The sequence below is a fragment of the Pseudomonas sp. LAIL14HWK12:I10 genome (assembly GCF_900184205.1).
Lineage (GTDB): Bacteria > Pseudomonadota > Gammaproteobacteria > Pseudomonadales > Pseudomonadaceae > Aquipseudomonas > Aquipseudomonas kermanshahensis.
In genome coordinates this window covers 72662-86694 of record NZ_FXWU01000015.1, presented here as the reverse complement: position 1 = coordinate 86694, position 14033 = coordinate 72662, and the positions used below count along the sequence as shown (strand labels likewise).

At 52.3% G+C, this 14033-nt stretch carries 13 protein-coding genes and 3 pseudogenes; 7 read left to right on the top strand and 9 right to left on the bottom strand.

What is annotated here, in order from left to right; all coding sequences use genetic code 11:
- The 4 genes and pseudogenes from QOS90_RS24925 to QOS90_RS24910 form a co-directional block, all read right to left on the bottom strand.
- Positions 1-216, bottom strand: a 216-nt coding sequence (locus tag QOS90_RS24925) for a helix-turn-helix domain-containing protein (RefSeq protein WP_283600556.1), incomplete at its 3' end; no start/stop codon positions are given.
- Positions 217-286: 70 nt separating this feature from the next.
- Positions 287-1699: pseudogene (locus tag QOS90_RS24920) on the bottom strand (transporter substrate-binding domain-containing protein); the annotation flags it as partial.
- 7 nt (positions 1700-1706) lie between these two features.
- Entirely contained in the window at positions 1707-2324 is a 618-nt protein-coding gene (locus tag QOS90_RS24915; protein ID WP_027596659.1) for a response regulator transcription factor, read from the bottom strand.
- A 282-nt stretch (positions 2325-2606) separates the two neighbouring features.
- Positions 2607-3326: pseudogene (locus tag QOS90_RS24910) on the bottom strand (deoxyguanosinetriphosphate triphosphohydrolase family protein); the annotation flags it as partial.
- Between the two features lie 218 nt (positions 3327-3544).
- Between QOS90_RS24910 and QOS90_RS24905 the strand changes: the two are divergent.
- Together QOS90_RS24905 and QOS90_RS24900 are read left to right on the top strand one after the other, a co-directional pair.
- Positions 3545-4090: a hypothetical protein gene (locus tag QOS90_RS24905; RefSeq protein WP_054890155.1), complete on the top strand. Its 546-nt coding sequence runs from the start codon at positions 3545-3547 to the stop codon at positions 4088-4090.
- Between the two features lie 242 nt (positions 4091-4332).
- On the top strand, positions 4333-4773 hold the full coding sequence (locus tag QOS90_RS24900; protein WP_143491108.1) for a hypothetical protein: 441 nt from the start codon (positions 4333-4335) through the stop codon (positions 4771-4773).
- A 183-nt stretch (positions 4774-4956) separates the two neighbouring features.
- Here QOS90_RS24900 and QOS90_RS24895 read toward each other — a convergent pair whose 3' ends face one another.
- Positions 4957-6129, bottom strand: a complete 1173-nt coding sequence (locus QOS90_RS24895; protein WP_143491109.1) for an N-6 DNA methylase — start codon at positions 6127-6129, stop codon at positions 4957-4959.
- A 67-nt stretch (positions 6130-6196) separates the two neighbouring features.
- On the opposite strand from QOS90_RS24895, the gene QOS90_RS24890 reads away from it, so the two are divergent.
- Genes QOS90_RS24890 through QOS90_RS24880 form a run of 3 tightly spaced genes read left to right on the top strand, consistent with a single transcriptional unit; the run spans position 6197 to position 10142 of the window.
- Positions 6197-7900 (top strand): zinc ribbon domain-containing protein, encoded by a 1704-nt coding sequence (locus QOS90_RS24890; protein ID WP_054890152.1) that lies wholly within the window; start codon positions 6197-6199, stop codon positions 7898-7900.
- Positions 7897-8730, top strand: coding sequence for a hypothetical protein (locus tag QOS90_RS24885; RefSeq protein ID WP_143491110.1), 834 nt, complete (start codon positions 7897-7899; stop codon positions 8728-8730). Before QOS90_RS24890 ends, QOS90_RS24885 begins: the two co-directional genes overlap by 4 nt.
- A gap of 47 nt (positions 8731-8777) precedes the next feature.
- Positions 8778-10142: a deoxyguanosinetriphosphate triphosphohydrolase gene (locus QOS90_RS24880; RefSeq protein ID WP_237144277.1), complete on the top strand. Its 1365-nt coding sequence runs from the start codon at positions 8778-8780 to the stop codon at positions 10140-10142.
- A gap of 162 nt (positions 10143-10304) precedes the next feature.
- On the opposite strand, the pseudogene dgt reads toward QOS90_RS24880, so the two are convergent.
- The 4 genes and pseudogenes from dgt to QOS90_RS24860 all read right to left on the bottom strand — a co-directional run.
- A pseudogene (dgt, locus tag QOS90_RS24875) lies at positions 10305-10928 on the bottom strand (dGTP triphosphohydrolase); the annotation flags it as partial.
- A gap of 199 nt (positions 10929-11127) precedes the next feature.
- Positions 11128-11457, bottom strand: coding sequence for a hypothetical protein (locus tag QOS90_RS24870; protein ID WP_085274197.1), 330 nt, complete (start codon positions 11455-11457; stop codon positions 11128-11130).
- A complete protein-coding gene (locus tag QOS90_RS24865) occupies positions 11454-11828 on the bottom strand; it encodes a phage holin family protein (RefSeq protein WP_027596656.1) in 375 nt (124 codons plus the stop codon). The genes QOS90_RS24870 and QOS90_RS24865 overlap by 4 nt, the downstream gene beginning before the upstream one ends.
- Positions 11829-11838: 10 nt before the next feature.
- Positions 11839-12150, bottom strand: coding sequence for an ElaB/YgaM/YqjD family protein (locus QOS90_RS24860; RefSeq protein ID WP_027596655.1), 312 nt, complete (start codon positions 12148-12150; stop codon positions 11839-11841).
- 313 nt (positions 12151-12463) lie between these two features.
- On the opposite strand from QOS90_RS24860, the gene QOS90_RS24855 reads away from it, so the two are divergent.
- Positions 12464-13672, top strand: coding sequence for an ammonium transporter (locus tag QOS90_RS24855; RefSeq protein WP_085274198.1), 1209 nt, complete (start codon positions 12464-12466; stop codon positions 13670-13672).
- A 72-nt stretch (positions 13673-13744) separates the two neighbouring features.
- Positions 13745-13984 carry a glutaredoxin family protein gene (locus QOS90_RS24850; RefSeq protein ID WP_027596653.1) on the top strand — a complete coding sequence of 80 codons (240 nt, stop codon included), beginning with the start codon at positions 13745-13747 and terminating at the stop codon, positions 13982-13984.
- Positions 13985-14033: the final 49 nt, after the last annotated feature.

The window sequence follows — 14033 nt, the reverse complement described above, 5'->3', positions numbered from 1 at the left end:
CCCCAACTTAGAGAAACGCTGTCGCCATCGTGACACCACATCCTTACTGGTACCCAAGCGCTGAGCGATGTCATTTCCTGACTCGCCTGCGGCACAGGCGAGGATTATCTCCGCGCGCAATCGAGCGTCCTGAGCGCCTTTACGGAGCTTGATGCGGCGTAGCAGCTCTGACTTTTCAGTTTCGGAAAGGATAATGACGGTTGCTGGTCGACCCATGTCGATGCCCTTGGATAGTGAGCTTCTACAGAGCCTAGCTCAGATTTTCAGCGGTACTTCTGAAACACCACACTAGGTCGGGGTTGGCGGCCACAGCATGGTTGGCATCGATCAAGGTGGTGATCACGGCATCGACAGCGCCGCTTTTGAGCAAGGCCATGGAATAGAAGGTGCTCTCGGTTTCGATCCGGCCAATGCGCGGATAGCGCGTGGAGAGCATGACGTCCATCGCGCTGTATCGGGTAATCGCGACCCGTCGGTCCTTCAGCTGTTCCAGGGAGGCGAATTGCCCCTTGTCAGCGAGGCTGACCAGCACATAGACGCTGTCCAGGTAGGGTCGGCTGATTTGCAGGGTCTGCTTGGCCACGCCATCGGTGGTGAGCGCCGCAATTACATCCGCCCGGCCGTCCTTGAGCCGGGCGATCATGTCGGCGATACCGCTGGCACGCTGCACCTCGAAGCGCAGGCCGGTGCGCAGGCGGATGAGCTCCAGCAGGTCGGCAGTGATGCCCCTGAAATAGCCCGAACTGTCGAAGAAGGACACCGGGGCTGCCGTGTCGTCGATCGCCACGCGCATGACGGGGTGGCGTTGCAGCCAGAATTCCTCAGTTTTCGTCAGTTGCAGCTTGCGGTCGGTCAACAGCAGGTCGCTGCCTGCACTCCAGCGCTTGAAGATGCTGGTGCGCAAGGTGGCGGACTGGCTGTCGAGCGTGGCGTTCACCAGCTCCATCAGCAGCGTGTCCTGCTGGCGCACTGCAAAACTGAAGCCGATGGCTTCGTGCTTGCTGAAATTGGCAATGCGCAGGCCAGGCAGGTGGCCGCGGTTGAGTTGATAGTGGGTGGAGATGGTGTCGCCGATGAACACGTCGGCTTGGCCGAATGCCACGGCATTCAAGGCTTGGGAAGACGAGCCGAACGCCAGCAGATGGGCTTTCGGGTAGGCGCTGCCAACCTCCTGCCTTGGCAGGTAGTGGTAGAGCATGCCCAAGCGCATGTCTTCCAGGCCCATGTCCAGTGCGCGGCCTTCGTTTTCACGGGTGACCAGCACCGGTTGGTCAACCGCGTAAGGGTGCGAAAGTGCCAGGCCGTCCGTGGTTGCCTCATAGCCATTGGCGCTGCCGAGCAGGTCGATGTCGCCGCGTTTCAGTGCATCGACGGCAGCCTGACGGTTTGAAAAGCGCAGCACCCGTACCGGCAACTGCAAGGCGAGGCCGATCAGGTTGGCATATTCGGCGGTGAGGCCTTGATAGTCACGCCCGCCACTGGTGATGTCGAAAGGCGGGTAGTCGGGTGCTGAGGTGCCCAGCACCAGTTCGTGACGGCTTTCGAGCCATTGGTGTTGTTGGGGCGTGAGCGAAAGCGGAGCTGGCTTTGCCGGTGAACGTGCCAGCAGTGCGTAGGCAGAAGCGCTGTGTTGGTGGGCCTGGGCCCCAGCGCTGAACAGCGCCAGGGCGAGTAACAGCCGGGCGAGAAGGCGCGCCATGAAACCCTCAGACCAGCGCGTTGCGTTTGGCCATTTCGATCAGGTCCACCAAGGTGTCGACCTGGAGTTTGTGCATCAGGCGCTTCTTGTAGGTGCTGACCGTCTTGTTGCTAAGGAACATGCCCTTGGCGATTTCCTTGTTGCTTCGGCCTTGAGCGAAAAGTTGCAACACCATCAATTCACGGTCATTGACCTGTCGGAAAAGTTGCAGGTCTGCATTGACCGTCTGATTGTGTTTGATGGCCTGGCTGGGGAAATAGTTATACCCGGCCAGCACGGCTTTGATTGCACTGAGCAGTTCGCTCAGGTCTTCTTGTTTGCACACATAGCCTGCAGCGCCCGAGTGCATGCAGCGCACGGCGAACAACGCCGGGGACTGGGCGGTCAATACCAGCACCTTCAGTGGCAGGGACATGGCCTGGAACCGGGAAAGTACCTCCAGCCCGTCTAGCTTGGGGATGCTGATGTCGAGGATGACCAGGTCGGGCGTGGTCTCTCGAATCATCTGCATGGCATCTACGCCATTGTCCGATTCGCCGACGATCTTGTAGTTCTGATTCTCCAGCAACATACGGACGGCCAGACGGATAACGGGATGGTCGTCGACTATAAATACGGAATGCATGTTCAACTTCCCTGCGGGCGAGTGAGGGTGACGGCTGGCACCTTATCCCAGTTGGAAGTCATCGGGCATGCGAGGAAGGGCTATTAGCTCTATATGGGAAATGGCTTACAGGATAAAACAAATTGGGCTACGCAATGAGCGTATGGAACTCGATGTCAAACCTTGTTTGGTAACTTTTCATTGATTGTTAGTCGTGTTGTTTATCAGTGACGGGCATAGGTAGGAAGTTTCCTAGGTAGACAGGTGCAGCGAGCGCCTTAGCACGGGCTGCACCTGTCTGGCTCAGGTCGGGCTGGAGCGCCCGGTCATTTCGCGGGCCATTTCGCTGGCATAGCTGTCGGTCATCCCGGCGATGAAGTCGATCATGCGCAGGAACGCGCTGTGCAGTGAGGCGTGCGGGTCCGGTGCATTGTTGCCAATCAGGTCGAGTACACGGCGGCTCTTGAACGATGGTGTGCGGCCGCCATGCTGTTCGAGGGCCGCGCCGCAGAAGGTGTTGAGGAGGATCTCGAGCGTGGTGTAGGCGCCGATCTCGTGCAGGGTCTTGCGTTTATCCTGGAAGATCTTGTTGCGCGCCATGTCTTTGGCTTGCAGTACGCAGTGCTTGGCCGGGCCGTGCATATGCTCGACCAGGTCGCCGCTCAGGTGCCCGCCAAGCAGCGCCGTTTGCTGCTCGACGAAGGCGCGGGCGGCGGCGTTGGTCAGGTGTTCGATGGCCTTGCCGCGCAAGATCGCCAGCTTGCGCCGGCGCGAATCGCGGGGGCCGAGTTGGCGATAGGTCTCCGGCAGGTCGTCACCTACCAGGTCGAGCAGCAGCGCCTCGACTTCCGCATACTGCAGCAATTCCATTTCCACGCCGTCTTCCAGGTCGATCAGCGCGTAGCAGATGTCATCTGCGGCCTCCATCAGGTAGACCAGAGGGTGGCGTGCCCAGCGCTGGTCCTCCAATTGTGGCAGGCCCAGTTTGCGGGCGATCTGTTCGAGCAGTGGCAGCCCACTGCGGACAATTTAACAACCATTTGTAAAGTTTGCTAAGTCACTGTTTTAAAGAGGAAAAATCTCGGCTACGACCTGAATCGTCGATGTCCGCCGTAAGCAGACTCGCTGGAGTTTTTCACTTGACATCGGCACTGAGAGTGGTTGCTCGGAACACGAAGCTTAGAGATACTGGCGACGTGCCTCCATTTCGTGGGGCAAGAGAGTCACGCTTGGAGACAGGGATGAAGATGAAGCTTGCATTCGGCTTGGTTTGCTGCCTAGGGGTCAGCGGTGCAATTGCCGCTCCGCTTAAATTTGAGCAGCAAGAGCTACCACCAGATCGCACGAGCATGGAGTACGGAACGCAAATTTCTGCCTTCTCTGAGAAGGTCTTAGGGCATAAATGGGTGTCCGATAAAGGTGTCGGCTTCGTCTTCTATGAAAAAGAAAATCTGAAGCGGAAAGATCCCTATGCTGAAAGGTGGATTAAGGATGCCTATTTCTTTAAGGTCGATAAGTACATGTATCGAACAAAAATTAAAGAATATGATAATGGCTTGTTTGCAAGGCAGAGTGCTCGGGTAGGGTTCATCGAGTTTACGGATACGGGTGACCAAAATTTACAATTCAGATTGGTCGATAGTAACACTCTGGAGTGGGTGGCATATGATAATACCGCTACAACTCAAGACCAGTTGATCTTAAAAAGAGTGGAAGAGTTCCCTGAAGGTCCTAAGACGCAAGGCAAGCGTCTGGAAAGTGCTGAAGAAAGTGGATTGATCTACTAAGGAATGGTCATGAGTGATTCCCCCGTTTTTAAGTGTCTTCCCGTTATTGTAAGAGACAAGGTTGTGAGTTCTCATACATCCGGCTCGGTAACCGCTAGCGGACAAGGCAGAAATGTATCTGTTAGCAATACCGTCAGCACCGACGTGGTTTTGGATGTAGTGCTTGAGTTTCCTGATGGGATCTTTTGCCGATCAAACTCGTCAATGAAAGCCTGCACGCACCAGTAGGCCAAAAAATTCTCATGGCATTCAAAAGCGGTGAGCCCATTGCCTATCAAGTCACTCCAATGGGTAAGGTATATCCGTTAGGATATGCTGCAGAAGTAAGTGAATACACATTTAAAGACTTCGGTTATCTTGCTTGCTTCGGTTCTGGAACGTTTTTAGCTGGTGCTATGATCTTTATGGATCAAAGCTACTACGAAGATGGGAGTATGAAAGTTTTTAGTGCTACCAAGATTGTTTCAGCAGTGTGCTTGGCGGGAGTAGGCTTGGCGACCTACATAACAAAGGGGTGGCTTGGTTATATAGGTGGGACCGCTGCGGCATCAATTCCTATAATGATTTCCTGTCTGATTCACAACTCAAAAGAAAATGCTGGTCGTAAATTGATGTTGCAAGATGCGGCTAAAAAGTTTGAGGAGTTGAAGCCAGCTTTGTCACTAGAAAGTATTGCTCAATAAGGGGCGGCCTCGTCATTATGTGTGGAGTGGCTAACAATCCCATGGCCAACAATATTTACATCATGATGAGGTCTTTTCACATACTTCGCTTGAGAGGCTATAATGAATCGAATGTATTGAATGTGCGGGAATGCTCGGCGGCCACGAGTATCTTAAGAAGTTCGCGTTGTTAAAATTTTATAGTCAGCGGGTTGATGCTGTGTGGCTAGGTGTTATAGTTTTTAAGAATTCTCTTAAGAATGCAGCTACGTCATTGATAGTAATGTATTTCGCACAAGTTCCTCTGGCTGTTAGGGTGATATTAGGGAAAACCTCCTTCATCCAGAAGGTTAAGAAAGTTTTGGAGCAGACGGATGACGGAAGACGTACCCTAAATACACAATCCGAAACTAAGTATTGACCGTCCTCAACAATGACAGCACGCCCAACTACTCTGCTACCTACGCGATTGATTAGTATGTCACCTTTTGTAGTGGTGAGAACTTTTTTTCCTGTGATAACCCCTGATCTCAGCTGTAAGGAAACCACATCTGTTGCACTTTCATGGAACCCGCTTGTATGGAAGAACGGTAAGCCTAGCGATTTGCATTCTTTTCCTGAAAGTGTTCCTCTTTTTATAGAGAACTCATCGGCATCAGAATAAGGCAGGGAGTCTAAGTGCAATTGTTTGAGCCCTACACAAAAATCTTTTTGCTGCTTTTTCACCGAAGATCCTGAGGTGTCGGTGTAAATAAAGCTCTCACTGCTCCATCCCTTTTTTAAAATCAGAATGTACGTCTTAGCTTCGGTTCCTTTGAATGCACCGCTATTTATTTCAGCGATAGACACAACGTTGCAAAAAGCTAGCAGGCGATAGCGAAATTTTGAAAATGCAGCGGAGCAAACTATAAATTCTGGAAGAATAAAGGCCACGCATGCAAGCTCCGCAAGTAATCGCAGATATTGTAAAATGAATAGTACTTCACTACGAATGCGTGAGCCGGGGAATAGGTCGCGTAACCCAAAAGTTTCCAGAATGGCAATGTCGTACTCTGAGGTGTCCCTCCATGAGAAAGGAGGATTACTTACAGCAAAGTCGAAACTCGCAAGTTTCCCTTTGAATGCCTTTTCAAAAGAGTCTGAGAGGACGTCAATGTTATGGTGCTTTCCTTTAAAGCTCGATTTTAATTTTGATACATTAAGAGGGTCAAGCTCGCATGTGGTAATCTTTATATTTGGCCACTTGCGTATTATTGGGAGCAAAAGAGCACCTTCGCCCGCACTTAGCTCGACACATTCATGCGGATTCATAACGGGCAACATTGAGGCCAGTCTTTCCCCAATCCCCTCTTCAGTGTAATATTGCTCCAATGACACCAAAAAAACCTCAGAAATTTATACTGCAAAATACCAAAAATCAGAGGCTCTGTAAAGGAAACAGATTATGAAAAACACGCAAGAAGAGATGGACTTCAAGGAGCTAGAGTCTCATGAGTTTGAGGAGAGAGCAGATTACCTGCCCGACAGTTATATTAAAGATAGGACTGCAAAGGGACAGTATTTTGATGAGATACAGAAAAAGTTATTTCAAGTAGGTGCAAAACTACTCATAGGGCCAAGGGGGACCGGCAAGACTCATCACATGAGGCTTGCATATATCACCTGTAAAGAAGATAAAGCTAAGCCTTTGCCCATCTATGTGTCCTTCAATCACTACCTTCGCTTGGAAACGTACCTAAATGAAACATCTAACGCAATAGGTGTTTTTCACGCATGGGTGCTCAGCAAAATATTACTGGATTGTCTGAAAACCTATGATATTACTCCTGAGCAAAGTGAGTTGGAGCCACAAACTCTCCAAGATTTTATTGAGGCAGTAGAGAAGCAGCAATATAGCTCTATTCATGATGCTATTGTGCAGACGATCTCTGTGGAAAAGACCCAAGGGTATTTGGAAGACGCAATTCAAAAGACGGGTAGAAAACGTGCGGTGTTACTGTTGGATGATGCCGCACTAACGCTCACGCCGGAATACATGGTTGAATTCTTTGAGATTTTCAGAAGTTTGAAAACGGCTCATATTTCTCCAAAAGCGTCTGTTTATCCGGGGACGACCCAGTATGGTCCGCGTTTCCATTTAGGGCATGATGCAGAACCTATTCACGTATGGCTCAATGTAGAAAATCCTAAGTATATAGATTTCATGAGTTCATTAACTGAGAATAGATTCGAATCAGATGTATCTATTCCGCAAGAGGTGCTTACTCTTTTTAAGTATGCGGCATTTGGTATTCCCAGAGCCTACATTATGATGGTGAGGGAGTATCAGCAGTTGCAAACAACGAGCACTCAGTCGAGATTTAATAAGGTTATCGCTGACAGAAAAAAGTATATGCTGGCTGAATACTTGTCTATAGGTGATAAGCTTAAACAGTATCAAGGGGTTATTGAGCTAGGAGAGGATTTTTTAATTAATGTGGTCGCAAACCTCAAGAGGTTCAATCACGAACGAATCGAGAGGGATGAGGATACTTTTGAGAAAGTTATCTCAGTTGGAGTTACTGGTATCCCGGTCAAAGCTGAGAGGATGATTAGATTCTTGATAGAGGCTGGATTGCTCTACGAGGCAGATGATGTTTCGCATGGGCCGGGGCGTAAGTTGAGGCGATTTATCCCGCATGTGGTCTTATTGTTCGAAAGCAGAGTTTTGACAAAAAGTAGAGGTTTTAAGCCTGCGGAGTTGCTTGAAATATTAAAGAAGAAGTCGGCCAAACATCCGTCAAGACCGTCTTTTGAGTCAATAATTGCAAAAGAAAAACTATTTAAGCTAAATCTTAATCTGCCGCCTTGTAATAATTGTCAAGCTGAACGCATGACTGAAAAGCAAAAGTTCTGTCATGAGTGTGGTAAGCCTTTAGTTGATCATTCAACATTCAAAGAATGTATGGCAAAACCTCTTTCTGAGCTGCCCTTGACTAAGTTTCAAATTAAAGCGATTGATACATTTACAAGTTTCAAAACTGTAGAGGATGTTATTCGGAGTCAGGATCCTGCCAACGAGCTTCAGAAGGCACATAGGGTTAAGGCCGCTAGGGCAGAAGATATTTATAGAAGAATCAATCAGTGGGTTAATGAGTTCTTAGTATGAAAGCGAAGCAGGCACCTTACAAGAGTCTCGTCTCAGGCCCTAGGACATCATCTAAATTTGACTCGACAATTTACTTCAAAGATGTTGAGTTGGTGGATTCATCACCTATTTCTCGCTTTATCAGTCAACGTGAGATTTTAACGAGGATTCTTGGTAGAGAGGACGATTCTGAAGAGTGGAGAACCAAAGCAAGTCTCGCAATTATTGGGATAGTGTCAGGTGTTGAATCCTATTTCCGCTCCATTATCAGACGCGTTCTCATAACGGATGAAGATTCAAGAGCACACAGCTATAGAAACAAAGTTTCCTATGGGGCTGTTCTATTTCATCTTTCCCATTTGTTGCCAGAGGCATTGCTTGAAGACAGTACTTTTGTAAGTAAAGAAACGATTTTGAAAAATATTAAAAACTTTCTTGGCTTGTCGATCAATCCTCAACAGATTCCTGCTTTAGATTCAGCTCTTGATGAGTTTGAAAAAGTCTGTCACTTGAGGCACTGCATAGCTCACCGATCAGGACTTTTGGGTTCAAAAAATGCGATTGAGCTTGGGCTTGATAAATTTTCTATTTACTTAGAGAAGCCAATTTCACCAACGTTAGATTCAGTGAATAATGTTTTCAATATTTGCCAGAATCTAGTTTTGGAATTTAATGATCAAATCTTTGATTGCATAATTACTCGATCGATACCAAAAGGGATCTGGACCGGTGATTTAAGGCGGGATAAGAAAATTTATTCGTCACTTTTTGCGATTTTCTCGCCAACGCCTACCGATATGGATGAACTGAAGAAATCCTATCGTAGCTTTACTGGTCATTTTGGCATTTGAATAGTTTCTATTCTTCATTAAGTTCAGAGGAAATTGGGGGAGTGAACATGGCGAATATGAGTTGGGAAATGCTACTGAACACCACTCGCTTAGGCGGGCGGCCACCGAAGTCGGAGCTTGGTCGTTCCCCCTTCCATTCGGACCACGATAAAGTCATTTTCTCAGGTGCGTTCAGACGCCTTGCAAGAAAGACTCAGGTACATCCTCTGGCGACCAATGACCATGTGCATAATCGCCTGACCCATAGTTTGGAGGTGGCTTGTGTAGGTAGGACACTCGGAGTCCGAGTTGGACAGGAGCTTTTGAAGGAAAGGCTAATTTCTGATTACTATTCAGCTTCGGACATTGGCGACATCGTACAGACTGCATGTCTCGCTCACGATATTGGCAACCCACCATTCGGACACACTGGTGAAGAGGCCATACGTCATTGGTTCACTAATGATGCAGGTGCGAAGATGATTGAGCACTTGCCTTTCAATGAAGCTACTGACTTCCGTAGATTTGAAGGGAACGCCCAAGGTTTCCGAGTGTTAACAACCTCAGAGTATCATCCGTATGATGGGGGTATGCGTCTAACTTATGCATCATTGGGGGCTTTTATAAAGTATCCGTGGATGGCAGGTGATGCAGTCAATCAGTTGCGGCCTATTAAGAATAAATACGGTATTTACTGCTCGGAGCTTGGTTTTTTCGATGAGGTGGCGGACGCAACGGGGTTATTAAAGCTTGGTGATGGCTGGCGTTGCCGGCATCCGCTAGCTAACCTGATGGAAGTTTCAGATGATTTTTGCTACGCCATTCTTGATTTGGAGGATGGTGTGGAGATGGGTATTCTCGAATGGGACAAGGTTTTTGATATTTTGTGCCTTGTTCTTGATGAGCAGCAACGGGATCAGTTGGCCAAAGAAACGCAGGGAATGAAAGTTGGACGTAGGTTGTCGATGGCTCGCGGTAAGGTAATCTCGGCCTTTGTAGATGCCGGAGTGGCTGCATTTATGGGTAATTATGATCAGATTATGGCCGGGAACGCTCTTGGTATATTTGACCTGTGCAGTAACAATGTACGTGATTGCGTAAGTGCGGCCAAGGTTCTTGCCCGAGAGGAAATTTTCCAGCATCCTCGTAAGGTAGAGCTAGAAATTGGGGCATACAGCACTATTTCAACGTTGTTGCAAGTTAGTTGTTCGGCAGCTTTAAGTTTTGCTAAGAACGGCGGAGTAGCTGACTCAAAGACCAAGCGTGTGGTTGATTTGTTAGGGCTTGACTTGAATGCTATAAACTCTTGTGGAAATGTTTCGAGAGATTACTCGGCAATTATGCAGGTGCTGGACTACGTTAGTGGTATGACCGATAACTACGCCATGCACTTGGCTCGACAGTTTAGCGGTATGGGCGGGGAGCGAATTTAGGTGGATTGGCTCTCGCCAATGGTGGTATGCTCAAGCTCAGCAAAACCCTCCTTATTCTTTTTTTGATTATCAAGCTGCATTGTTATGCCGAAATAGTTTCACTTATAACTTTTTGGCTGTTGATTTTCAAAAAATGTCATTTTTGGCTGTTTTCTATAGCCACAGTTCGCTCTGGTAGCTGCCGAACTTGTGTTTCTTGTAGCCCAGGGCATCGGCATGACGGGCGCTCCAGGGGTACTTCAAGTAAGTACCGAGGGTGGCGTAGGTCAGCCGGGTGCCGCCGTCGAACTGGTGATACTCCAGTTGGGTGAGGACACGAAAGCCTTGGGCGTTGCCTTCGAAGTTGAGGAAATCGGCACGCTCGTCGTCGCTCATGTCGTCCAACCAGCCACGCCCTGCTGCCTGCTGGAACCAGTGGCGGATGGCGTCTTCGCCGGAATGGCCGAACGGTGGGTTGCCAATGTCGTGGGCCAGGCAGGCCGATTGCACGATCATCCCCAGGTCACTGGGCTCGCACCAGTCCGGCAGGCTGTCACGCAAGGTTTCGCCCACCCGCATGCCGAGCGAGCGGCCGACGCAGCTGACTTCCAGTGAATGAGTCAGGCGCGTGTGAATATGGTCGTTGCTGGAGACGGGGTGTACCTGGGTCTTGCGCCCCAGACGGCGGAAGGCGCCGGAGAAGATGATCCGGTCGTGGTCCTTGTGGAAGGGGCTGCGCCCGAGTTCTTCGGGGCTGTACAGGGCTTTGCCCAGGCGTTCGCGGGTCAGCAGGGTATGCCAGTCCAAGGCTCGATCTCCTGTCGGTCGATGGGCATAGCTTCCTGGGTCGAGAGGCACCATGCAAGCTGAAGGTTGACGCGGTTTTTTGTAGGGGCAGCCTTGTGCTGCGAAGAGGCCGGTGTGGGCTGCAGGTATCTGCTTTGCCTGCACCGGCCTCTTCGCAGCACAAGGCTGCTCCTACACGGGGCGTGTTGGGGGCTAAATGTCAGGGTCGCCGGCCATTTTGCAGGTACAGGCGGATCAGCGGCAGCAAGCTGCTGCTTAGGCGTACCAGCCGGGTGAGGTTGCCGCTGCGTACGCCCTTGCCGGTCAAAAAGCCCAAGGCGACCACGGCGCCAATGCCCCACAGCGGGGCGTGCTTGATGCCAAGCCCCCCGTGCAGCGAACTGCCCATGCCGCGTATGCGCTGCAGGGGTTCGAGCAGCTGCCCCGACTCGTGGCGGATTTCCTGGCGGTGCATCTCCATGCGCAGGCGCAGCAGCGCTTTGCGCAGTTCGCGTGGGTTACGGGTGTTGGGGAGTTCAGGCAGGCTCATGGCAACAGGCGCTCCCGGTCCTTGGCGAGTTCTTCGAGGGTCGCGCCGAAAGGCGATGACTCGTCGAACACTGCCGCTTTCAAACGCAACCCGCAGTACAGCGCGGCTAATCCATAGAACACGCACAGGCCGATGATGCCCGCCAGGCGATAACTGTCCCACAGCAGCACCAACAGCAACCCTGACAGTGCTGTCAGCAAGAGCAGGGCGAACACCAGTGCCAAGCCTGCGAACAGCAACAAGCTCAAGGTGCGGCCTTTCTGTTCCTGCAGCTCGATCCCGAACAGTTCGATGTGGCTGTGCAGCAGCCCGAGCATGGCCGCGCCCAGGCGCTTGCCGGAAGCGCTGGTGCCGATGGCGTCATTCTCCATGGGTGACCTCTCAGCGCCTGGCCAGCAGGCCGATCAACAGACCGACGCCTGCGGCAATACCGATGGCCTGCCAGGGGTTCTCCTGTACGTACTGCTCGGCGCTGCCGAGGGCCGCCTGGCCACGGTCGCGCACCGATTCCTGGGTCAATTGCAGGGTTTCGCGGGCCTGGGTCAGGCGGTCGTGGATCTGCTCGCGCAATTCATCCGCTTGGTCGCCGGCGAGGTTCGCCGTGTCGGCAAGCAGCTTCTCGGTATCGCGGACCAGGGCCTGGAAGTCAGCCATCAATATCTCTTGCGCAGTCTTTGCCGATTTGCTGGCCATGGGGTCTCTCCCTGTCGATGTGTGATGGTAGTTCGAGTGATAGCACGCGCGGAAGGTTCAAGTGCCTGTGCTGGTATGGGCTTTGCTAAGTCTTTGCCACGTTGCGGGGCGCCACTGGCGGGCATTGCGCCGATTCAGGGCACCGTGCGTGACGTGTACCGTTAAACCTTAACCCAATCCACGACAAACCCAAGAAAAAACCACGCAGGCCTCGCCCATGTCATCCGATAGGGCAGGGGGCTGGCACCGATTCGGTGCAGGGATGCAGGTTCTTGAACTGTCCTGGTGCCTTTTCAGCAGGTCTGCCTATTTCATGGAACACATGCACAGCGCGATGGACTCTCTGGTCCACGGTTCGAATACCCTGTTCATCCTCATGGGCGCCATTCTGGTGCTGGCCATGCATGCTGGCTTCGCTTTTCTCGAAGTGGGCACCGTGCGGCACAAGAACCAGGTCAATGCGTTGTCGAAGATTCTCAGCGACTTTGCCATCTCGGCGCTGGTGTACTTCTTCATCGGCTACTGGATCGCCTATGGCGTGAACTTCTTCCAGTCGGCGACGGCACTGGCAGCCGACCATGGCTATGCGCTGGTCAAATGCTTCTTTCTGTTGACGTTCGCGGCGGCCATCCCGGCGATCATCTCTGGAGGGATTGCCGAGCGGGCGCGTTTTGTCCCGCAGCTGTGTGCCACGGCGTTGATCGTGGCGTTTGTCTACCCGTTCTTCGAAGGCGTGGTGTGGAACGGCAACCTGGGCGTGCAGGCTTGGCTGCAAGCACGCTTTGGCGCGCCGTTCCATGACTTTGCCGGTTCCGTCGTGGTGCATGCCATGGGCGGCTGGCTGGCACTGGCCGCCGTCGTGCTACTGGGCGCCCGGCGCGGGCGGTACCGCGATGGGCGCCTGGTGGCCTTCGCACCGTCGAGCATTCCGTTCCTGGCGCTGGGGTCGTGGATCCTGATCATTGGCTGGTTCGGCTTCAATGTCATGAGCGCCCAGACCTTACAGGGGGTCAGCGGCCTGGTGGCGATCAACTCGTTACTGGCCATGGTCGGGGGCACCTTGGCGGCGCTGCTGGCCGGGCGTAACGACCCAGGGTTCTTGCATAACGGGCCGCTGGCTGGGCTGGTGGCGATTTGTGCTGGCTCCGACCTGATGCACCCGATTGGCGCGCTGGCCACCGGCCTGGTGGCCGGGGTGCTGTTCGTCTGGAGTTTTACCGCGGCACAGAACCGCTGGAAAATCGACGACGTGCTGGGTGTGTGGCCGTTGCACGGCCTGTGTGGCGTGTGGGGTGGCATTGCCTGCGGCGTGTTCGGCCAGGCGGCGCTGGGCGGCATGGGTGGCGTCAGCCTGGTCAGCCAGTTGCTGGGCAGCTTGATGGGGGTAGTGGTGGCATTGCTGGGGGGCTTTACCATCTACGGTGCAATCCGCGCAGTGCACGGCTTGCGCTTGAGCCACGAGCAGGAGTTCCAGGGCGCGGACCTGTCGCTGCACCGCATCGGTGCAACCAGTCAGGATTGAGCGAGGTCAGGTGCGCGCAGGGCGGTACGGACCTAGAATAGGCTTTTCCAAAGCCAAACCGAGACCCGCCCCATGCTGCCTGAATGCCAACTGTTCGGTACCCTCGGCTGCCACCTGTGCGAAGTGGCCGAGGCCGTGCTGATGCCTTTCGTCGATTATGGCCTGTTGGTGGAACTGGTCGACATTGCCGATAACGAGGCCATGTTCGAGCGCTACGGCCTGATCATTCCCGTGCTGCGGCGGTGTGACACCGGCGCTGAGCTGCACTGGCCGTTCGATGCCGAACAAGTGGTGACGTTTCTCGCGCCGTGAGCCCGAGGCTCTGGCCAATTTTTGCAGGTGCTGTGTGGCGCACTTGAAA

Excerpts from the sequence above, each read along its gene's own strand:
- QOS90_RS24915 (WP_027596659.1), bottom strand. The coding sequence starts at position 2,324 with ATGCATTCCGTATTTATAGTCGACGACCATCCCGTTATCCGTCTGGCC.
- QOS90_RS24905 (WP_054890155.1), top strand. The coding sequence starts at position 3,545 with ATGAAGATGAAGCTTGCATTCGGCTTGGTTTGCTGCCTAGGGGTCAGC.
- QOS90_RS24900 (WP_143491108.1), top strand. The coding sequence starts at position 4,333 with ATGGCATTCAAAAGCGGTGAGCCCATTGCCTATCAAGTCACTCCAATG.
- QOS90_RS24890 (WP_054890152.1), top strand. The coding sequence starts at position 6,197 with ATGAAAAACACGCAAGAAGAGATGGACTTCAAGGAGCTAGAGTCTCAT.
- QOS90_RS24885 (WP_143491110.1), top strand. The coding sequence starts at position 7,897 with ATGAAAGCGAAGCAGGCACCTTACAAGAGTCTCGTCTCAGGCCCTAGG.
- QOS90_RS24880 (WP_237144277.1), top strand. The coding sequence starts at position 8,778 with ATGGCGAATATGAGTTGGGAAATGCTACTGAACACCACTCGCTTAGGC.
- QOS90_RS24870 (WP_085274197.1), bottom strand. The coding sequence starts at position 11,457 with ATGAGCCTGCCTGAACTCCCCAACACCCGTAACCCACGCGAACTGCGC.
- QOS90_RS24865 (WP_027596656.1), bottom strand. The coding sequence starts at position 11,828 with ATGGAGAATGACGCCATCGGCACCAGCGCTTCCGGCAAGCGCCTGGGC.
- QOS90_RS24860 (WP_027596655.1), bottom strand. The coding sequence starts at position 12,150 with ATGGCCAGCAAATCGGCAAAGACTGCGCAAGAGATATTGATGGCTGAC.
- QOS90_RS24855 (WP_085274198.1), top strand. The coding sequence starts at position 12,464 with ATGGAACACATGCACAGCGCGATGGACTCTCTGGTCCACGGTTCGAAT.
- QOS90_RS24850 (WP_027596653.1), top strand. The coding sequence starts at position 13,745 with ATGCTGCCTGAATGCCAACTGTTCGGTACCCTCGGCTGCCACCTGTGC.